Source organism: Pseudomonas sp. YQ_6, from assembly GCF_043103245.1.
GTDB classification, from domain to species: domain Bacteria; phylum Pseudomonadota; class Gammaproteobacteria; order Pseudomonadales; family Pseudomonadaceae; genus Aquipseudomonas; species Aquipseudomonas alloputida.
Genome location: NZ_JBICJR010000026.1, coordinates 233072 through 253076 on the forward strand (window position 1 = coordinate 233072; position 20005 = coordinate 253076).

The 20005-nt window shown below is 63.2% G+C and carries 19 protein-coding genes; 12 read left to right on the forward strand and 7 right to left on the reverse strand.

What is annotated here, in order from left to right; genetic code table 11:
• Positions 1-39 precede the first annotated feature (39 nt).
• From ACF8FG_RS07320 to ACF8FG_RS07355, 8 genes are all read left to right on the forward strand, one after another.
• Entirely contained in the window at positions 40-1407 is a 1368-nt protein-coding gene (locus tag ACF8FG_RS07320) for a PepSY domain-containing protein (RefSeq protein ID WP_144180697.1), read from the forward strand.
• Between the two features lie 204 nt (positions 1408-1611).
• Positions 1612-3018 carry a D-serine/D-alanine/glycine transporter gene (cycA, locus tag ACF8FG_RS07325; protein ID WP_014592562.1) on the forward strand — a complete coding sequence of 469 codons (1407 nt, stop codon included), beginning with the start codon at positions 1612-1614 and terminating at the stop codon, positions 3016-3018.
• A 249-nt stretch (positions 3019-3267) separates the two neighbouring features.
• Entirely contained in the window at positions 3268-4533 is a 1266-nt protein-coding gene (gene urtA, locus ACF8FG_RS07330; RefSeq protein ID WP_003249642.1) for an urea ABC transporter substrate-binding protein, read from the forward strand.
• A 126-nt stretch (positions 4534-4659) separates the two neighbouring features.
• A complete protein-coding gene (gene urtB, locus ACF8FG_RS07335) occupies positions 4660-6147 on the forward strand; it encodes an urea ABC transporter permease subunit UrtB (protein ID WP_014592563.1) in 1488 nt (495 codons plus the stop codon).
• Entirely contained in the window at positions 6147-7226 is a 1080-nt protein-coding gene (urtC, locus tag ACF8FG_RS07340) for an urea ABC transporter permease subunit UrtC (RefSeq protein WP_019437186.1), read from the forward strand. Before urtB ends, urtC begins: the two co-directional genes overlap by 1 nt.
• Positions 7223-8080 carry an urea ABC transporter ATP-binding protein UrtD gene (gene urtD, locus ACF8FG_RS07345; protein WP_144180699.1) on the forward strand — a complete coding sequence of 286 codons (858 nt, stop codon included), beginning with the start codon at positions 7223-7225 and terminating at the stop codon, positions 8078-8080. Before urtC ends, urtD begins: the two co-directional genes overlap by 4 nt.
• Before the next feature lie 153 nt (positions 8081-8233).
• Entirely contained in the window at positions 8234-8932 is a 699-nt protein-coding gene (gene urtE / locus ACF8FG_RS07350) for an urea ABC transporter ATP-binding subunit UrtE (protein ID WP_003249634.1), read from the forward strand.
• 31 nt (positions 8933-8963) lie between these two features.
• The gene (locus ACF8FG_RS07355; RefSeq protein ID WP_014592567.1) at positions 8964-9479 is read left to right on the forward strand and encodes a GNAT family N-acetyltransferase; all 516 of its coding nucleotides are present in this window, start codon (positions 8964-8966) and stop codon (positions 9477-9479) included.
• A 142-nt stretch (positions 9480-9621) separates the two neighbouring features.
• Here ACF8FG_RS07355 and ACF8FG_RS07360 read toward each other — a convergent pair whose 3' ends face one another.
• Entirely contained in the window at positions 9622-9927 is a 306-nt protein-coding gene (locus tag ACF8FG_RS07360) for a chaperone modulator CbpM (protein ID WP_003249630.1), read from the reverse strand.
• Positions 9928-9929: 2 nt separating this feature from the next.
• Complete coding sequence (cbpA, locus tag ACF8FG_RS07365; RefSeq protein ID WP_019437188.1) at positions 9930-10889, reverse strand: curved DNA-binding protein; 960 nt, start codon at positions 10887-10889, stop codon at positions 9930-9932.
• A 164-nt stretch (positions 10890-11053) separates the two neighbouring features.
• Here cbpA and ACF8FG_RS07370 point away from each other — a divergent pair, with 164 nt between their 5' ends.
• Positions 11054-12325: an Hsp70 family protein gene (locus tag ACF8FG_RS07370; RefSeq protein ID WP_012053839.1), complete on the forward strand. Its 1272-nt coding sequence runs from the start codon at positions 11054-11056 to the stop codon at positions 12323-12325.
• Positions 12326-12526: 201 nt separating this feature from the next.
• Here ACF8FG_RS07370 and ACF8FG_RS07375 read toward each other — a convergent pair whose 3' ends face one another.
• The 3 genes from ACF8FG_RS07375 to ACF8FG_RS07385 all read right to left on the reverse strand — a co-directional run bounded on the left by ACF8FG_RS07375 (position 12527) and on the right by ACF8FG_RS07385 (position 14743).
• A complete protein-coding gene (locus ACF8FG_RS07375) occupies positions 12527-13534 on the reverse strand; it encodes an AI-2E family transporter (RefSeq protein WP_014592570.1) in 1008 nt (335 codons plus the stop codon).
• Between the two features lie 69 nt (positions 13535-13603).
• Positions 13604-13891: a PsiF family protein gene (locus ACF8FG_RS07380; protein ID WP_014592571.1), complete on the reverse strand. Its 288-nt coding sequence runs from the start codon at positions 13889-13891 to the stop codon at positions 13604-13606.
• Positions 13892-13954: 63 nt separating this feature from the next.
• Positions 13955-14743: a helix-turn-helix domain-containing protein gene (locus tag ACF8FG_RS07385; RefSeq protein WP_014592572.1), complete on the reverse strand. Its 789-nt coding sequence runs from the start codon at positions 14741-14743 to the stop codon at positions 13955-13957.
• A gap of 225 nt (positions 14744-14968) precedes the next feature.
• On the opposite strand from ACF8FG_RS07385, the gene ACF8FG_RS07390 reads away from it, so the two are divergent.
• Positions 14969-15850, forward strand: coding sequence for a DMT family transporter (locus ACF8FG_RS07390; protein WP_014592573.1), 882 nt, complete (start codon positions 14969-14971; stop codon positions 15848-15850).
• A 1-nt stretch (position 15851) separates the two neighbouring features.
• Here ACF8FG_RS07390 and ACF8FG_RS07395 read toward each other — a convergent pair whose 3' ends face one another.
• On the reverse strand, positions 15852-16742 hold the full coding sequence (locus ACF8FG_RS07395; protein ID WP_012053841.1) for a triacylglycerol lipase: 891 nt from the start codon (positions 16740-16742) through the stop codon (positions 15852-15854).
• Positions 16743-16865: 123 nt separating this feature from the next.
• Between ACF8FG_RS07395 and osmE the strand changes: the two genes are divergently transcribed.
• Both osmE and ACF8FG_RS07405 read left to right on the forward strand, forming a co-directional pair.
• Positions 16866-17207, forward strand: coding sequence for an osmotically-inducible lipoprotein OsmE (gene osmE / locus ACF8FG_RS07400; RefSeq protein ID WP_014592574.1), 342 nt, complete (start codon positions 16866-16868; stop codon positions 17205-17207).
• Between the two features lie 42 nt (positions 17208-17249).
• Positions 17250-17780, forward strand: a complete 531-nt coding sequence (locus ACF8FG_RS07405; RefSeq protein WP_004576962.1) for a bacterioferritin — start codon at positions 17250-17252, stop codon at positions 17778-17780.
• A gap of 39 nt (positions 17781-17819) precedes the next feature.
• Here the strand turns inward: ACF8FG_RS07405 and ACF8FG_RS07410 are convergent, their stop codons facing one another.
• The gene (locus tag ACF8FG_RS07410; RefSeq protein WP_392518673.1) at positions 17820-19886 is read right to left on the reverse strand and encodes an AsmA family protein; all 2067 of its coding nucleotides are present in this window, start codon (positions 19884-19886) and stop codon (positions 17820-17822) included.
• Between the last annotated feature and the right edge of the window lie 119 nt (positions 19887-20005).

Genomic DNA, 20005 nt, shown 5'->3' on the forward strand with positions numbered 1-20005 from the left:
TTCGGTTGCGCCTTTCAGCTGGTCAAAAAGGAGGTTCCCATGAGAGGAACACGCGTCTCTTTCTACAACCTGGCCTGGCGTTGGCATTTCTATGCGGGGCTGTTCGTGGCCCCGTTCATGATCCTGTTGGCAATCACCGGGATCATCTACTTGTTCAAGCCCCAGCTCGACCCGCTGCTGTACCGCGACCTGATGGTGGTCGAGGCCGGCCAGCACCGGCAGGGCGCAGACACGATGCTGGCTGAAGTGCGCCAAGCCTACCCAAAGGGCCACATCGCCCAGTACTTGCCGCCACTGAACGCCGAGCGCAGTGCGCAGTTCGTGGTGCATGACGGCGGGCGCGAACTGAACGTGTTCGTCGACCCATACAGTGGCAAGGTCCTCGGCGAACAGGACGGCAAGCAGAACCTGCAGGCCATCGCCCGCGCCCTGCATGGCGAGCTGATGGTCGGCACGGTCGGTGACCGGCTGGTGGAACTGGCTGCGGGCTGGGGCATCGTGCTGGTGGTATCGGGCCTGTACCTGTGGTGGCCGCGCGGGCGCAGTGGCGCTGGCGTGCTTTGGCCGCGGCTGACGGCACGCGGCCGGCTGCTCTGGCGTGACCTGCACGCGGTAACCGGTTTCTGGGGTGCGGCCTTGCTGTTGTTGATGCTGATCAGCGGCATGACCTGGACCGGCTTGTGGGGCAAGCAGTACGCTGATTTGTGGAACCGCTTCCCGGCAGCCATGTGGAACGACGTGCCCAAGTCGGACCAGCAGGCGCGTGAGCTGAACAGCGCACACCGCCAGACCGTGCCCTGGGCCATGGAAAACACGCCGATGCCACAGTCCGGTGCACACGCCGAGCACGCCGGGCACCACATGATGTCGGACATGCCCGCAGCGCCCCAGGTGAGCGTGCAGCACGTCGAAGACATTGCCACTTCGCGTCAGGTCGAGCCGGGCTACAGCATTACCCTGCCCACCACTGCCGACGGGGTGTTCACCATTGCCGTGTTCGCCGACGACCCGCGCAACGACGCCACCCTGCATGTCGACCAATACACCGGCAAGGTTCTGGCCGATGTGCGCTGGCACGACTACAGCCCGGTCGCCCGCGCCACCGAACTGGGCGTGATGCTGCACGAAGGCAAGATGTTCGGGGCGCTGAACCAGATCATCATTCTGCTGGTGTGCCTGATGATTCTGCTGGGTTCGGTGAGCGGGCTGGTGATGTGGTGGAAGCGCCGGCCTGAAGGCGGCCTGGGCGTACCGCCTTTGCGTCATGACCTGCCACGCTGGAAGGCGGCGGTGGCAGTGATGCTGGTACTGGGGGTGATGTTCCCGCTGGTGGGGGTGTCGATGGTGGTGATGTGGGGGGTGGATAGTTTGGTGGTGAGGCGCCGCCGGGTCTTGGCCAGCGCTTGAGCCTTGTATTGCCTGTGCTGGCCTCTTCGCGGGTAAACCCGCTCCTACGAGGGACCGTGTTGCCTTTGTAGGAGCGGGTTTACCCGCGAAGAGGCCGGTACAGGCGAAATGCTGAGCCGAAAATGCAGAGTCGATCTGTCGCGCCCCGATCTGGAACGCGCGTGTTAGCCTAGCCGGCTACCTCTGACAAGAAGACTGCAGCCTATGACGCAAACCTCACCCATAGCGACAGATGAACCGCACCTGCAACGCAACCTGACCAACCGCCACATCCAGCTGATCGCCATCGGCGGCGCGATCGGTACCGGTCTGTTCATGGGCTCAGGCAAGACCATCAGCCTGGCCGGGCCATCGATCATCTTCGTCTACATGATTATCGGCTTCATGCTGTTCTTCGTCATGCGCGCCATGGGCGAACTGCTGCTGTCGAACCTGAACTACAAATCGTTCATCGACTTTTCCGCCGATCTGCTCGGCCCCTGGGCCGGCTACTTTACTGGCTGGACCTACTGGTTCTGCTGGGTGGTCACCGGCATTGCCGACGTGGTCGCGATCGCCGCCTACACGCAGTTCTGGTTCCCCGACCTGCCGCAGTGGATACCGGCGCTGACCTGCGTAGGGCTGCTGCTGTCGCTGAACCTGGTTACAGTGAAAATGTTCGGCGAAATGGAGTTCTGGTTCGCCCTGATCAAGATCGTTGCCATCCTCGGTCTGGTCGCTACCGGCCTGTACATGGTCATCACCGGCTTCACCTCGCCCAGCGGGCGCACCGCCCAGCTGGCCAACCTGTGGAATGACGGCGGCATGTTCCCCCATGGCCTGATGGGCTTCTTCGCCGGTTTCCAGATCGCCGTGTTCGCCTTCGTCGGCATCGAGCTGGTGGGTACCACCGCCGCCGAAGCGAAGAACCCGGAACGCACCCTGCCGCGGGCGATCAATTCGATCCCGATCCGCATCATCGTGTTCTATGTGCTGGCGCTGATCGCGATCATGGCCGTGACCCCGTGGCGCGACGTGGTGCCAGGCAAGAGCCCATTCGTTGAGTTGTTCGTGCTGGCAGGCCTGCCGGCGGCAGCGAGCATCATCAACTTCGTGGTGCTGACCTCGGCGGCTTCGTCGGCCAACAGCGGCGTATTCTCCACCAGCCGCATGCTCTACGGCCTGTCGCAGGAAGGTGACGCGCCCAAGGCCTTTGAAAAACTGTCGAGCCGTTCGGTGCCGGCCAACGGCCTGTACTTCTCGTGCACCTGCCTGTTGCTCGGTGCAGTGCTGATCTACCTGGTGCCGAACGTGGTCGAGGCGTTCACCCTGGTCACCACCGTGTCGGCGGTACTGTTCATGTTCGTGTGGACGCTGATCCTGCTGTCATACCTGAAGTACCGCAAAAACCGCGCGGCGCTGCACCAGGCATCGAACTACAAGATGCCGGGCGGGCGCTTCATGTGCTACGTGTGCCTGTCGTTCTTTGCGTTCATCCTGGTGTTGCTGAGCCTGGAAGCGGATACGCGTTCAGCGCTGGTGGTGACACCAATCTGGTTTGTCGTGCTGGCAGTGACCTACCAGCTCGTACGCAGCAGGCGCCATCCCCGCACGGCCGTGCGCAACGGCTGATGGCCTCGGGGGCAGCTCCCAAGAAGGCACGGTGTACACCGTCCGATGTGGGAGCGGCCTTGTGTCGCGATGGGCCGCACCGCGGCCCCAATCTTGTGCACACAAATCCATCAGGCACCAACCTGGATCCAACCAACGCCCCAACACCTCGCACAGCCCCTCTAAACCGCACCTTTCGCCACTAGGCACACCCCTTGCAACGCCCTCCCCGCTTGCCCAACACCATAAAAAACTCAGCGGAGAGAGCACATGAAGCGTCGCAGTCTGATCAAGGCCCTTACCCTCAGCGCATCGATTGCGGCGATGGGCCTGAGCTGGAGTATCCAGGCCGCCGAGACCATCAAGGTCGGTATCCTGCATTCGCTTTCCGGGACCATGGCCATTTCCGAGACATCGCTCAAGGACATGGCGCTGATGACCATCGAGCAGATCAACGCCAAGGGTGGCGTGAACGGCAAGATGCTGGAACCGGTGGTGGTCGACCCGGCGTCCAACTGGCCGCTGTTCGCTGAAAAGAGCCGCCAACTGCTGACCCAGGACAAAGTGGCCGTGGTGTTCGGCTGCTGGACCTCCGTGTCGCGCAAGTCCGTTCTGCCCGTGTTCGAAGAACTCAACGGCCTGCTGTTCTACCCGGTGCAGTATGAGGGCGAAGAGATGTCGCCGAACGTGTTCTACACAGGCGCCGCCCCGAACCAGCAAGCGATCCCGGCCGTGGAATACCTGATGAGCGAGGACGGCGGCAGCGCCAAGCGCTTCTTCCTGTTGGGCACCGACTACGTCTACCCGCGCACCACCAACAAGATCCTGCGCGCATTCCTGCACAGTAAAGGCGTGGCCGACAAGGACATCGAAGAGGTGTACACACCGTTTGGCCACGCTGATTACCAGACCATTGTCGCCAGCATCAAAAAGTTCTCTGCCGGCGGCAAGACCGCTGTCATTTCCACAGTCAATGGTGACTCCAACGTGCCGTTCTACAAGGAACTGGCCAACCAGGGCCTGAAGGCCACCGACGTGCCGGTCGTGGCCTTCTCGGTGGGCGAGGAGGAACTGCGCGGCATCGACACCAAACCGCTCGTGGGCCACCTGGCGGCATGGAACTACTTCGAATCGGTGGATAACCCGGTCAACCAGAAGTTTGTCGCCGACTGGAAGGCCTACGCCAAGGCCAAGGGCCTGCCAGGTGCCGACAAGGCCGTGACCAACGACCCCATGGAAGCCACCTATGTAGGCATCCACATGTGGGCGCAAGCGGTGGAGAAAGCCAAGTCCACCGACGTCGACAAGGTGCGTGAAGCACTGGCCGGACAGAGCTTCGAGGCACCGTCGGGCTTCACCCTGACCATGGACAAGACCAACCACCACCTGCACAAGCCGGTGATGATTGGCGAGATTCAGGATGACGGGCAGTTCAGCGTGGTGTGGGAAACCGAGCAGCCACTGCGGGCGCAGCCATGGAGCCCGTTCATTCCGGGCAATGACAAGCGGCCAGATTACGCCGTGAAAGGTAACTGAGTGCATGGGGCTGCTTTGCAGCCCATTCGCGGGTGAACCCGCTCCTACAGGATCCCCACCGGTGAAATCCCTGTAGGAGCGGGTTCACCCGCGAAGAATCCAACACCGATTCCCAGGATTGCCCGCATGCTCAGACTCCTGCTCACCCTCCTGCTGCTAATCCCCCTGGCAACCCACGCCAGCGAGGGCGAATTCTTTCTCACCGCCAAGCCCGCCGAGCAAGGCCGACTGCTCGAAGGCTGGGCAGCACAACCCGATGCTGCGCGCCTGCCGCTGCTGGAAAACCTGCGCCAAGGCCGCATCGCTGCCGACGACACCCGCAAGGTGCGCCTGAACAACCGCCTGCGCGGCCTGATCGACAACGCCCTGGCCAGCCATCAGTTGCTCAGCGACAACATCGACACCCGCCTGGCCGCCGCCCAGCAATTGCAGAAAAGCGCACAACCCGCGCAAATGGCCTTCCTCGACCGGCGCTTCGCCGCCGAGCCGGACGCCGCCGTACAGGCCGCCCTCGGCCTGGCCCTGGCCAACCTGCAACTGGGCGCCAGCGAGCCAGCAGTGCGCCTGGCCGCCGTGCGCCTGTTAGGTGAAACTGGCGACCCGCTGGCCCGCACCCGCCTCGAAGCCCTGCTGCAGCCCGATGCGGAACGCGACCCGGGCGTGCGCACAGCCGCCGAAACGAGCCTGGCCCAGGTCAAGCGCAAACTGCTGGTAGGCGAACTGCTCGGCCAGGCCTTCAGCGGCCTGTCGCTGGGTTCGGTCCTGCTACTGGCAGCGCTGGGCCTTGCGATCACCTTCGGCCTGCTTGGGGTGATCAACATGGCCCATGGCGAGATGCTGATGCTCGGCGCTTACAGTACCTACATGGTCCAGGTACTGCTGCAGCGCTTTGCCCCAGGCGCCATCGAGTTCTACCCGCTGATTGCCCTGCCGGTGGCCTTCGCCGTCAGTGCCGGGGTAGGCATGGCGCTGGAGCGCACGGTTATCCGCCACCTGTACGGCCGCCCACTGGAAACCCTGCTGGCCACCTGGGGTATCAGCCTGATCCTGATCCAGGCCATTCGCCTGCTGTTCGGCGCGCAGAACGTCGAGGTGAGCAACCCGGCCTGGCTGTCCGGCGGCATCCAGCTGCTGCCCAACCTGGTGCTGCCATACAACCGCCTGGTCATCATCGGCTTCGCCCTGGCCGTGGTGCTGCTCACCTGGCTGCTGCTCAACCGTACCCGGTTGGGCCTGAACGTGCGCGCAGTCACCCAGAACCGCAACATGGCCGCCTGCTGCGGCGTGTCCACCGGGCGCGTCGACATGCTCGCCTTTGGCCTTGGCTCGGGCATCGCCGGGCTCGGTGGCGTGGCCTTGAGCCAGGTGGGCAATGTCGGCCCGGACCTGGGCCAGAGCTACATCATCGATTCATTCCTGGTGGTGGTGCTCGGCGGCGTCGGGCAACTGGCCGGTAGCCTCTGGGCCGCGTTCGGCCTGGGCATCGCCAACAAGCTGCTGGAGCCGCAGATCGGTGCCGTACTCGGCAAGATCCTCATCCTTGCGTTGATCATTCTGTTCATCCAGAAACGCCCGCAAGGCCTGTTCGCCCTAAAGGGACGGGTAATCGACTGATGAACCAGCCACTGCTTGTCACTGCTACGCAAAAGGCCGGCCCACGCCTGACCCTTGCCATCGGTGCCGTCGTCGTCCTGCTGCTGGTGGCTTTGCCACTGTGCTCACTGCTGCCGGCAGATCATGCCCTGCACGTGTCGGCCTACACCCTGACCCTGGTCGGCAAGATTCTCTGTTACGCCATCGTCGCCCTGGCTCTGGACCTGGTCTGGGGCTATGCCGGGCTGTTGTCCCTGGGCCATGGCCTGTTCTTCGCCCTGGGCGGCTATGCCATGGGCATGTACCTGATGCGGCAGGCCGCCGGCGAAGGCCTGCCCGGGTTCATGACCTTCCTGTCGTGGACCGAGCTGCCCTGGTACTGGGCCGGTACCCAGCATTTCGCCTGGGCCCTGTGCCTGGTGGTGCTGGCGCCCGGGCTGCTGGCGCTGGTGTTCGGCTGGTTCGCCTTCCGCTCGCGGATCAAGGGCGTGTACTTCTCGATCATGACCCAGGCCCTGACCTTTGCCGGCATGCTGCTGTTCTTCCGCAACGAAACCGGCTTCGGCGGCAACAACGGCTTCACCAGCTTCCGCACCATCCTCGGCTTCGACATTGCAGCCCAGGGCACCCGCGCGGTGTTGTTCCTGCTGACCGTGGGCCTGCTGCTGGCCAGCCTGTACCTGTGCTGGTGCCTGACCCGCAGCAAGTTCGGCCGCCTGCTCACCGCGGTGCGTGACGCTGAAAACCGCATGATGTTCTGTGGCTACGACCCGCGCGGCTTCAAGCTGCTGGTGTGGGTACTGAGCGCCGTGCTGTGCGGCCTGGCCGGTGCGCTGTACGTGCCGCAGGTGGGCATCATCAACCCCAGCGAGATGTCGCCGACCAACTCGATCGAAGCCGCCGTCTGGGTAGCCTTGGGCGGGCGCGGCACGCTGATCGGCCCGCTGCTCGGTGCCGGCCTGGTCAATGGCATGAAAAGCTGGTTCACCGTGGCCTTCCCCGAGTTCTGGCTGTTCTTCCTCGGCGCGTTGTTCATCCTCGTTACCCTGTACCTGCCCAAGGGCGTGGTCGGCCTGTTGAAGAAAAGGAGCCAGCCATGAGAGGCGTGCCCCCAGTCCACCCGGAGTTCATGCTGGAACCGGTATTCGACAACCTCGGCGCCGGGCGCGATGCCATCGGCCTGGGCCACAGCCGCAAGGCCGGCCTGGATACCCGGCACGGTACGGTGCTGAGCCTGGAAGACATCAGCGTCAGCTTCGATGGCTTCAAGGCGCTCAACACGCTGAACCTGTACATCGGGGTGGGCGAGCTGCGCTGCATCATCGGCCCCAACGGCGCCGGCAAGACCACGATGATGGACGTAATCACCGGCAAGACCCGCCCCGACAGCGGCACGGCTTACTTCGGCGACACCCTCGACCTGACCCGCATGAGCGAATACCAGATCGCCCAGGCCGGCATTGGCCGCAAGTTCCAGAAGCCCACAGTGTTCGAAGCGCTGACCGTGTTCGAGAACCTGGAACTGGCGCTGAAGACCGACAAGTCGGTGTGGGCCAGCCTGGCCGCGCGCCTGAGCGGTGACCAGCGCCAGCGCATCGAGGAAGTGCTGACCACCCTACGCCTGCTGCCGCTGGCCCAGCGCCAGGCCGGCTTGCTGTCGCATGGGCAGAAGCAGTTTCTGGAGATCGGCATGCTGCTGGTGCAGGAGCCGCAACTGCTGCTACTGGATGAACCGGTGGCCGGCATGACCGATGCCGAGACCGAATTTACCGCCGAGCTGTTCAAGGGCCTGGCCGGCAAGCATTCGCTGATGGTGGTGGAACATGACATGGGCTTCGTCGGCAGCATTGCCGACCATGTGACCGTGCTGCACCAGGGGAGCGTGCTGGCGGAAGGCTCGCTGGAGCAGGTGCAGGCAGATGAGCGGGTGGTCGAGGTGTATCTGGGCCGGTGACCGGATTTGAATTTTTGGCGCCTGTGCCGGCCTCTTCGCGGGCAAGCCCGCTCCTACGACGGGAACCGCCCCCTGGCATTACGCCCACTGTAGGAGCGGGTTTACCCGCGAAGAGGCCGGGCCAGGCACAGCATCCCTTTCAGGAACTCTCACATGCTCAAGATCGACACCCTGCACCAGTACTACGGCGGCAGCCACATCCTGCGAGGCCTGTCCTTCGAAGCCAAGGTCGGCGAAGTGACCTGCCTGCTGGGCCGCAACGGCGTGGGCAAGACCACCTTGCTGCGCTGCCTGATGGGCCTGGTGCCCGCCCGCGATGGCAGCATCGAATGGGAAGGCAAGCCGATCACCGCGTTCAAACCACAGCAACGGGTACAGGCCGGCATCGCCTACGTGCCCCAGGGCCGCGAGATCTTCCCGCGCCTCACCGTCGAGGAAAATCTGCTGATGGGCCTGTCGCGCTTCCCCGCCCGTGAAGCCCGCGAGGTACCGGCCTTCATCTACGAACTGTTCCCTGTGCTGGAGCAGATGAAACAGCGCCGCGGTGGCGACCTGTCTGGAGGCCAGCAGCAACAGCTGGCCATCGGCCGCGCCCTGGCCAGCCGCCCGCGCCTGCTGATTCTCGACGAGCCGACCGAAGGCATCCAGCCGTCGGTGATCAAGGAAATCGGCGCGGTTATCCGCCGCCTCGCCGAGCGTGGCGACATGGCGATTTTGCTGGTGGAGCAGTTCTACGACTTTGCCGAAGCGCTGGCTGACCAGTACCTGGTCATGGCCCGAGGCGAAATCATCCAGCGCGGTCGCGGCGAAAACATGCAAGCCGAAGGTGTACGCGGGCTGGTAACCATTTAATCTGCGAGCAACGACCTTGCGAGACGCTGTCATGAGCTACGAAATCCGCGATGCCCTGCCCACCGATGTGCCAGGCATACTCGACATCTACAACGACGCGGTGCTCAACACCACGGCGATCTGGAACGAAACCCCGGTGGACCTCGGCAACCGCCAGGCCTGGTTTGAAGCGCGGGCGCAGCAGGGCTACCCGATTCTGGTGGCGGTCGATGAAACCGGCGTGCTGGGGTATGCCTCGTTTGGCGACTGGCGGCCTTTCGAGGGCTTTCGCCTGACCGTTGAGCACTCGGTGTACGTGCGCAGCGACCAGCGTGGCAAAGGGCTCGGGCCGGAGTTGATGGCGGCGCTGGTCGAACGCGCGCGCGGATGTGGCAAGCATGTGATGGTGGCAGCGATCGAGCGTGGCAATGCAGCGTCGGTGCGCCTGCATGAGCGGCTGGGCTTCGTGGTGACCGGCCAGATGCCGCAGGTGGGTGTAAAGTTTGGCCGCTGGCTTGATCTGACCTTCATGCAACTGGTGCTGAACCCGGGCGCCGAACCAACCTGAAATGCGCTCCATTGGGGGAGCGGCCTTGTGTCGCGAACGGCTGCAAAGCAGCCCCGGCAATTTTGCGGTGGAGCAAAGATCTGGGGCTGCTGCACAGCCCATCGCGACACAAGGCCGCTCCCACAGATGCCGGCAAGGCAACTTACATCTGGATAAACCGGCCCAGCCGCTGCTTCAGCATGTTGTTCTCACTGCGCAACTGCTGCACTTCCTGCAGCAGCTCCAGCGCCAGCGCCACCCCTTCCCACTCAAGTTCCAGCTCCTGGTGCAGCTTCACCGCTCGTTTGGTCACCAACGGCGCCTGATCGTCAAACAGCCAGTCCTCCGGCGTTCGCCCGGAAGGTTCGACAATGCCGTGTTCGACGATTTCGATCACGCATTCAGCCGTGACATCGGCTTCCTGACACAGGGTACGCATGTCCAGTTGAACGATCAGGGTGCTGCTCATGATCACTTACTCCATTGTGTCCTCGGGTTGAACGCAGCTTTCTCGGAAAGCTTGGTCCAAAGTTCGCGGGCAGATTCGTCAGACGCGGGCGGCATGACCACCTTGAGCTGCGCATAAAGGTTGCCGCGCTCTCCTTGCTTGTTCGCCAGGCCCTTGCCCGGTACACGCAGGCGCTGGCCGCTCTGGCTGTCAGGACGGATGGTCAGGTTGATCTTGCCATCCAGGGTCGGAACCGCCACCTTGGCGCCCAAGGCCGCCTCCCACGGTGCCAACGGCACAGTGATGATCAGGTCATGACCTTCGACATCGAACAGCGGGTGCGGTGCCATGCGGATGGTCAGGAACAGGTCACCGTTGGCCCCGCCACCGCTGCCCGGCGCGCCCTGGCCCTTGAGGCGGATGCGCTCGCCGTCGGTCACCCCAGCCGGAATCCTCACGTTCAAGGTCTTGGTGGTGAAGCCGGTGCGCTGGCCCATGGCATTGGTTTGCGGCACCTGGAAGCTGATCTGCTTGGACTCCTTGCTCAGGGTCTCTTCAAGGAACACTGCCAGTTCAAGCTCCACGTCCTGCCCCCGCCTGCCGGCACTGCGTTGCTGCTGCCGGGCGCCACCGAAGGGGTTGCCACCCGCACTGCGCCCACCGAAGATCGAGCTGAAGAAGTCGGAGAAGTCGCCGCCTTCGAAGCCGCCGCCACCGCCGCGGTTTTCCCAGCCCGGTGGTGCCTGGAACGGCCGGCCATGCTGGCCGCCGTACTTGCGGATTTCATCGAACTCGGCACGTTTTTGCGCGTCGCCCAGCACCTCATAGGCCTCGTTGGCCTCCTTGAATTTCTCCTCGGCGTCGCGCTCCTTACTGACATCGGGGTGATACTTGCGCGCCAGTTTGCGGTACGCGGCCTTGATCGCCTTGTCGTCCGCAGTGGGCTCTACGCCGAGTATCTTGTAATAGTCTTTGAAGTCCATTTATGGATCACCAATGTGAATGTGCATGTTGCAACTGAAGATAGGGGTCAAGCATAGCCTTTCAAGACCGACTTGGGTTTGCTTCAAGGCAGACGACTGGTCTTGATTCTGTAGCCAACTGGCATACACTGCGCGGCCGTTTTGCCTCCGGAAGCCCATTTCCCATGTCTGACGTATCCCCGGCCCGCGCCCTGGGCATCGACTTTGGCACCTCCAACTCCACCGTCGGTTGGCATCGGCCTGGCGTCGAGTCGCTGATAGCCCTGGAAGACGGCAAGATCACCTTGCCCTCGGTGGTGTTCTTCAATATCGAAGAGCGGCGCCCGGTGTATGGCCGCCTGGCGCTGCACGAGTACCTGGAAGGCTACGAAGGCCGCCTGATGCGCTCGCTGAAAAGCCTGCTGGGCTCGAAGCTGATCAAGCACGACACCAGCGTGCTGGGCAGCGCCCTGCCGTTCAAGGACCTGCTGGGCATGTTCATCGGCGAGCTCAAGAAGCGCGCTGAGGCCGCCGCTGGCCGTGAATTCGACCAGGTGGTGCTGGGCCGCCCGGTGTTCTTCGTCGACGAAGACCCGGCTGCCGACCAGGAGGCCGAGGACACCTTGGCCGAAGTGGCGCGCAAAATCGGCTTCAAGGACGTGTCGTTCCAGTACGAACCGATTGCCGCGGCCTTCGACTATGAGTCGAGCATCAGCCGCGAAGAACTGGTGCTGATCGTCGACATCGGCGGTGGTACCTCGGACTTCACCCTGATCCGCCTGTCGCCCGAGCGCCATCTGGTCGCCGAGCGCCAAAGCGACATCCTCGCCACCGGCGGTGTGCACATTGGCGGTACCGACTTCGACAAGCAACTGAGCCTGCAGGGCGTGATGCCGTTGTTTGGCTACGGCAGCCGCATGAAGAGCGGTGCGCTGATGCCGACCAGCTACCATCTCAACCTGGCCACCTGGCACACCATCAACGCCTTGTACTCGCAGAAGTCACAGCTGGCGCTGGGCAGCATGCGCTACGACATCGAGGACAGCTTCGGTATCGATCGCCTGTTCAAATTGATCGAACAACGCGCCGGGCACTGGCTGGCGATGGAAGTGGAAGCCAGCAAGATCGAGCTGACCGAGCATGACAGCCGCCACATCGACCTGCGCCGCGTCGAGCCCGAGCTGACTGCGGAACTGACCCGCGCGCTGTTCGAAGAGGCGATCGAAGGCCTGCTGGAGCGCGTGCGCGGTAGCGTGACCGAACTGCTGGCCAAGGCTGGGGTAAGCGAAGACCAAGTCGATACGGTGTTCTTCACCGGTGGTTCAAGCGGCATTCCGGCGCTGCGCAACAGTGTTTCGGCGATGCTGCCGAATGCGCGGCATGTGGAAGGCAACATCTTTGGCAGCATTGGTAGCGGGCTGGCCATCGAGGCGCGCAAGCGTTACGGCGCGGCCTGATTTGTCGTTTAGCCTGTAGCCGCGAACGGGCCGGGCCTGCTGGCCAATCTCCACCCGCCGTTCACCGTTGCCGCCGCTACCGTATTCGCGGGTAAACCCGCTCCTACACACCGATCGGGGGGGACACACATCGGTGATTGACCGCAGGCCGTCGTAGGAGCGGGTTTACCCGCGAAAGGGCCGGTACAGGCCAATACATGATCAGACCAGCTCCGCCCGCTTCAGCTCGCTCTTCAGATAGGCATAGTAGATGGGCCCCGCCACAACACCAGGCAGCCCGAACGCCGCCTCGAATACCAGCATCGCCAGCAGCAATTCCCACGCCTTGGCACTGATCTGCCCACCCACGATCCGCGCGTTGAGGAAGTACTCGATCTTGTGGATGACGACCAGGTAACCCAGCGCCGCTGCCGCCACCCAGATCGACAGCGACAGGCCGACGATGGTGATCAAGGTGTTGGACATCAGGTTGCCGATCACCGGCAGCAAGCCCAGCAGGAAGGTCAGCACGATCAGCGTCTTGGTCAGCGGCAGGTGTACGTCGAACAGTGGCATCACCACGGCCAGAAAAATGCCGGTGAAGATTGTATTGAGCAGCGAGATCTTGATTTGCGCGAACACGATGTTGCGAAACGCCTTCACCAGCAGGCTAAGACGTTCGAACAGCGCCGCCGCCAGGGGCTTGCGCCGGGAAATATCGGGAATGCGCTGCAAAGCGATGATGGCGCCGAGGATCATGCCGATGAGCATCGTCACGAACATGTGCGCCATGCCCTTGCCCACCAGCTGCAAATCGCTCAGATGGCTCTTGATCCAGTCGCCGATGGCCACCTTGAACTCTGCGGCACTGGCAGGCAGGTAGCCCTCGATGAAAGGGGGCAACTGGCTGCGGGCTCGCTCGACCAAGGCCATGAACTTGTCCAACGAGGCGCCGGGGTTTTCCGCCTCGTGCAGCAGGAAGCTGAAGGCACCGGCAATCAGCAGTGTCAGGGTGCTGACCACCAGCGTGCCGAGTAGCGCCACGGCCAGCCAGCGCGCGCGTTGGCCAGCAAGAAGCGGTTGCAGGCGCGGGGTCAGCATGTTGACCAGTTCGAACACCAGCAGACCGGCCAGCAGGCTGGGCAGCAACTTCAGGGGCAAAGCCAGCAGCAGCCCGGCCATGACGATGATCAGGCTGGCCAGGGTGATCTGACGGGGGGTAAAGGTCATACAGGCTCGACGGCAGACGGCGGGAATGCCGCAGTCTGCCAGCCTTGGCGGCGCAGGCATAGGCGCAGGTCATTTCTTCTTCAGGCAATCGCTCATGAAGGCCTTGCGCTCATCCCCCTTGAGGGCTTTGGTGGTGGCGTCAGCATTGCAGGTCTTCATTTTCTCTTGCTGGGTTTGTGGCACATCCTTTTTCAGGCACGTGCTCATGAACGCTTTGCGTTCATCGCCCTTGAGGGCCTTGGCAGTGGCGTCGGCGTTGCAGGTTTTCATTTTTTCCTGCTGCGCGGTATTGGCAGCGAAACCTTGGGCACTGAACAACACCGCCAGCGCCAGTAACGGGATTTGCAGCACTTTCATGGAGTGGTCTCCTTGGCTCCGCGCCCGATGCACGGGGGTCGAGCTGAGTGTAGCCAAGAATGTTCAGCGCCCCGCCCGTGCTTGCCGGCGGTACTGCTCGGGCGTACACCGGGCCTGGCGCTGGAACATGGCGATGAACGCCGAGGCGCTGCTGTAGCCAAGGTCGAAGGCGATGGTCTGAATCGGCAGGCCGGCTTCCAGCGCTTCGATGGCACGCAGAAAACGCAGGCGCAGGCGCCATTCGCCAAAGCTGATGCCCAGCTCGCGCAGAAACTGGCGGGCCAGGGTGCGTTCGCTGACGTGTACGCGTGCGGCCCAGTCGGCCAGCGGGCGGTTGTCCCCCGGCTCGGCGCTGAGCGCGTCGAGCACTTGGCGCAAGCCATCGCTGTGGGCAAACGGCAGGTAGCAGGCCAGGGTGGGCGCCAGCAGCAACTGGTCAAGCAGTACCTGTACCAGGCGCTGGTCACGCTCGTCCTCGGCCACCTTGAGATTGCGCCGGGCGAAGTCACCGAGGATGGCCTTGAGGATGTCACTGATCATCAGGCTGCACGGGTGCGGTGGCAGCGCTGCGCACAGGCTGCGGTCAAGATAGATGGAACGGTAGACGATGGCCTGGGGGTTGTAGCAGCCGTGCTCGGTATCGGGCGGCACCCAAACGGCGTAGTGCGGCGGTGACAGGAAGCGCTGGCCGGCCACATCCAGATGCATTACGCCGTGGGCAGTGTAGTTCAGCTGGCCCCAAGCGTGTTGGTGCACGGCGCTGTGGGTGTCGGCAACGAACTCGTCGTGGCGGAAGTACACCGGGGCCGGCAGTTGGGTGAACTGGGGGATATCAAGGTATTTGCGCGGCATGCTGTCTGCTTTGCAGGGTCGATTGTCTGGATAGAAGTATAGGCTTGTTAACAGACATTCGATAATACAGGCCTATCGAGGGCCTGCCTTGCAGGCCCTCGCGGGCTCGCCCGCTCCCACAGGATCTGCGCCAGCCTCCAGGCCCGTGTCCCCCCGTAGGAGCGGGTTCACCCGCGAAGGGCTGCAAAGCAGCCCCAATCCAGCCCCCAACGAGTATCCTGCTGCATGAACTACCTGTTCCCCCTCACCGCCATCCTCATCTGGGCCGGCAACACCGTGGTCACCAAGATGTCCGCCGGTGCCATCCACCCTGCGGAGATCGGCTTCTACCGCTGGTTGCTGGCCGCCTTGCTGTTTACGCCGTTCCTGCTGCCCGCCGTGTGGCGCAACCGTGCAGCCATCCGCCCGCACCTGGCCAAGGTGTTCGTGCTCGGCGTGCTGGGCATGGCGATGTACCAGAGCCTGGCCTACTTCGCCGCCGGCATCACCAGTGCCACCAACATGGGCATCATCCTCTCGCTGATGCCGCTGATGTCACTGGCGCTGTCCATCGCCTGGCTGGGCCAGCGCCTGAGCTACGGTGCCTTGCTGGGCGCAGTGGTGTCATTCTTTGGCGTGCTTGAAGTGGTCAGTGCCGGCCGCCCCGCCAGCCTGCTACAGCAAGGGCTGAACAGCGGCGACCTGTTGATGCTGGTGGCAACCTTGGCCTATGCGCTGTACAGCTTCCTGCTGAAGAAATGGCAGCTGCGCCTGCCGCCGATGCAGCTGCTGTACCTGCAGGTGCTGGTGGCCATCGTCGTGTTGCTGCCGTTGTTCGTGCTGTCAGACAAGACCGGCCTGAACAGCCACAACATCGGCCTGGTCCTGTATGCCTGCGTCCTGGCTTCGATGATCGCGCCACTGGTGTGGATGCAGGCCGTGCACCGCCTGGGGCCCAGCCGCACCACACTGTTCTTCAACTTGCTGCCGCTGGTCACCGCGCTGATCGCCGCCGTGGTGCTCGACGAACAACTGGCCAGTTACCACCTGGTCGGCGGCTTGCTGACCCTGGCCGGCGTAGTGCTGGCCGAACGCTGGACCACGCCGATCCGCCGCCAAGGCACTTGAGCTAAAGCCCCGCCGCCTTGAGCCGGGCGGCATGTTCGGTGAACAGCCGCACCGGCTCCGCGCCTTTGCCCACGGCACCGAGCGACTGGTTGACGATGTCCAGGTGATCGAGCGGGTAATCGTCGCCGATCACCTGCCCCAGGTGCGAACTGAAACGCCCGACCATGCCGTCGCAATGGCCCTTTTCCTTGATGAAACTGCGTGCGAACAGGCGGCAGAAGCGGCTGCTGCCGTCGAAGCGGTTGCGCCCCTGGTCTGTCAGGCCGGGCTGCAAGGTGCCAGACCAGGAGTAATAGCGGACGCCATTGACCTCATAGGCCCCTTCCCCACCCCAGGTTTGCGGCAGGCCCTGTGGATAAGCCTGGTTGAACAGTGCCACCCCGGCGCTGGTCAGCGACTGGTGCGAGGCGTGCACATCTACCGGCAGCGGGTCGCGACGCCAGCCGGTTTCCAGCCACACCAGCAGCACGGCAAACCCATGCAGCACGGCCTTGAGGATGCGCCCCTGGGGTGAATCGCCCGGTGCCGTGCGTTCCAGGTGGTCGGCCAGTTCAGAACCATGGTTGGGCCCGGCCACCGAGGTGACCGAAGCCACTCGCCCGGGCCGTTTGGCCGCTGCGTAACGCGCACTCAGGGCTCCTTGGCTGTGGCCGATGAGGTTGACCTTGTCGACGCCGGTACGTTGGCAGATATCGTCGATGATCGCCAGCAACTGCTCGCCGCGTACCTCGCTGGAATGCAGCGGCGAAACCTGCACCGGAAACACCTGGGCCCCGCCCTTGCGCAAGGCCGGCACAATACCGAACCAGTAGGGGTAGAGCACCATCCGGACAAACCCGAGCATGCCCGGCACCAGCACCAGCGGGTATCGCGTTGCCAAATCCTGCTGCATTGCCGCAGCTCCTTTGCGTGTACGACGAGCCAACACTACAGCGGCCATCATGACCATCGCAATCGAACTCCTGGCGCGCGCTGTGGTTCAAAACCACACAGACCCTTTGCAAGGAGCGGGACCATGTACAAGCAGACCCTGGCAATCCTTCTGGCAAGCGCCACCCTGGCCGCCTGCGGCAGCCGCCCGGAAAACCCGGTGGATTACGTCACCTACCGCGATGAGCCGCTGGTCAAGCAGGTGGAGAACGGTATGACCATGCAGAAGGTCATCGCCATTGGCGGCAGTCCGTCGAGCGTGATCGACCTGCCGCACGGGGGCACCTGCAACGACTACATCCTCAACCGCGACGGCAAGCAGCAGCCCTATTACGTGCGCTTCGATGCCACCGGCCATGTCGATGCCAAAGGCTTCAAGACCTGCAAGCAACGCCAGGAGGACAGCGACGCCCTGCATGGCGCATAAGCCTGTGTTCCGACCCGACCCTGACCCCTGCTGGAGATAACCATGAGCAATGTTGAACTGACCGATGTGAAAACCCTGCGCGAGCGTGCACGCCAGCATGTGGAGCAAGGCGCAGTGACCGAGGGTTACCACGCCGACCGTGAACAGATCCTGCGCCTGCTTAATGAATCGCTGGCCACCGAGCTGGTCTGTGTGCTGCGCTACAAGCGCCACTACTTCATGGCCAGCGGCATCAAAGCCAGTGTGGCTGCAGAGGAATTTCTGGAACATGCCAACCAGGAAGCCGAACATGCCGACAAGCTGGCCGAGCGTATCGTACAACTGGGCGGGGAGCCGGACTTCAACCCTGACAACCTGACCAAGCACTCGCATGCCCAGTACGTGGCCGGCAACTCGTTGAAAGAGATGGTGCTGGAAGACCTGGTGGCAGAGCGGATTGCCATCGACAGCTACCGCGAGATCATTCAGTACATCGGGGATAAAGACCCGACTACCCGTCGTATCTTCGAAGATATCCTGGCGCAGGAAGAGGAGCACGCGGACGATATGTCCGACCTGTTGCAAGGCCTTTGATTTCTGACACCCTCAAGGGGCCGCTTTTGCGGCCCCTTGCTATTTCCGCGCTTTCACCGCCGCCGGCGCCTTGCCTGCCTTCATCTGCTGCAACAACGGTGTGCACTGGTTAGGGTCATCCCCGCTGCTGGGCGCAATCAGCGCCAGCAACCCAGCCGCCGGCCCTGCCACCACCCCCAGCGCAACCATCCCTGCGCCACGCAACGCCAGCGGCAATGCCTGCACACCGGCGTTCGGCTTGGCGAACGGTCCGCGCACATACAGGGGGGAACGCAGCGAGAACAACCGCAGCCCTTTCGATTCCGGGGTGATGTTCAAATCCAGTTGCTCGGAAGCGAAATTCGCCGTGCCGTCGATGTAGATGATCGCGTTCTCGGTATCGAAGATGAACAGCCGCGTAGTCGCCAGGCCATCCTTGATGCCTACATCGGCTGCCGCACAGTTGATCTTCACGTCCTCGTCACCAAACAGCTTGCCGACCACATAGTTGCCCACGTTCAACCCGGCGATTTCCATCAGGCTACGGCTGATGGCGCCATCGTTGATCAGCATGCGCAGGTCGCCACTGGCGGTACCCAGCAAGGCGGCTACCGAGTTGCCACGGCCGCTGATGTCGGCGTCGCCATTGAGCTCACCAAAGCTGGTCCGCATTGGCGCAAAGGTGGGGAACAGTTGCTTGAGCTTGAAGCCCCGCGCAGTCAACTTCGCGCGCCCCTGCAAGGGCACGCTGCGCCCGTCCAGGCGGATGTTGGAGGCAAGGCTGCCGCCGGCCACGCCAAAGCGCAGGGGCTCCAGGCGCAACAGGCCGTCTTCGAGCACCACATGGGCCGACAGGTCAGTAAACGGCAGTTGCGCGCTGTGCACGATGCGTTTGCCTGCAAAGGTGACATCAGCGTCCATTGCCCGCCAACGCTCGGTGCGAAACGCCTCCACTGGCAGCACCTTGCCTGCAGGCTGCTTGCTGGCACCGCCACGGGCCTTCTGTTCGGCATTGGAGTCGGCACCGATCAGCGGCGCCAGGTCCTTGAACAGCAACTGGTTCGATACCAGGTTGCCGGACAGTCTGGGCCGTGGCTGGCTGGCAACGAAGGCCAGGTCCCCATGGATATCGCTGTCGCCGATCTTGCCGTTGAAGCCCTGGTAATTGAACGACGCCCCTTGCGCCGCCTGCAGGTTGGCGCGTAGGTGGCCGTCGGTGGAATAGGCCGGGGTGTCAGGCAAGGTGACGCCGGTCAATGGGTAGAGGTTGCCCAGGCTGGCACCCGACAAACGCAGGCGCAGGTCGAGGGCACCAAGGTTGCGCGGGTCGGTGAGGGTACCGGCGAGCACCACATGGGTGTCGGCGATGCGCACGTCGGCCTGCAGCGGGAACGGCTGGCTGGCGTCCTGCAGGGCCAGCAGGCCACCGATCTTGCCGGTGCCGGACACTGGCTGGCCTTTGTAGCGGCCCTGAGCCTTGAGGGCGAAGGCATAGTCCTGCGCACCGCCGGCCTTCTCGGCGCTGGCCTTGCCGACAATCTCACTGAACGGGATTGGCTTGCCAAGCGGGTCAATCTGCACCTTCATGCTGGTTTTGAGGGTCTGGTCGTCGAAGCTGACGTTGCCTTGGTCAAAGCCGATGGCGCCGATGTCCAGCTGCCATTTGGAAGGTTCAGCGTTCTCATCCTTGGGGCCGAAGTCGAAGACCCAGTTGGCGCGGCCATCGGCCAGGCGAGTGAGGCTGGCAGTGGGCTTGGTGAGGTTGATGCGGGGTATGCTGATCTGCTGGAACACCAGCGGCAGCGGCGCCAGGCGAAACTCCACGCGCTCAAGGCCGACCATCTTCGGCTCCTTGAGCCACTCGGGGTTGCCCAGCGTCAGGTCTTCGGCAATGAAGTGCGGCCAAGGCACCCAGGCACGCCAGCCGCCCTCTTCGGGCTCGGTACGCCAGTGCACGGCGAGGTTGCCGTTGATCGCGAAGGGCCGATGCAAGGCTTCGGAAACCTTCTCATTGAGCAGTGGCTTGACGCGGTTCCAGTCGAAGGTGGCAATCACTACCACCAGGATCGCCAGCACGGTAAGCAGGCTGGCGAGGGTCCAGACGAGGATTCTGACGGGACGCGTCATTGCGTATTTCTCCTTGCGGCATGACAGAAAACAGGCGCAGCGATGGCCTCATAACTCCGACTGATGAAAACCCGTGAGGTTTTATCGATGGCGCCATGATAGCGAAGTTTTTCCTGGCC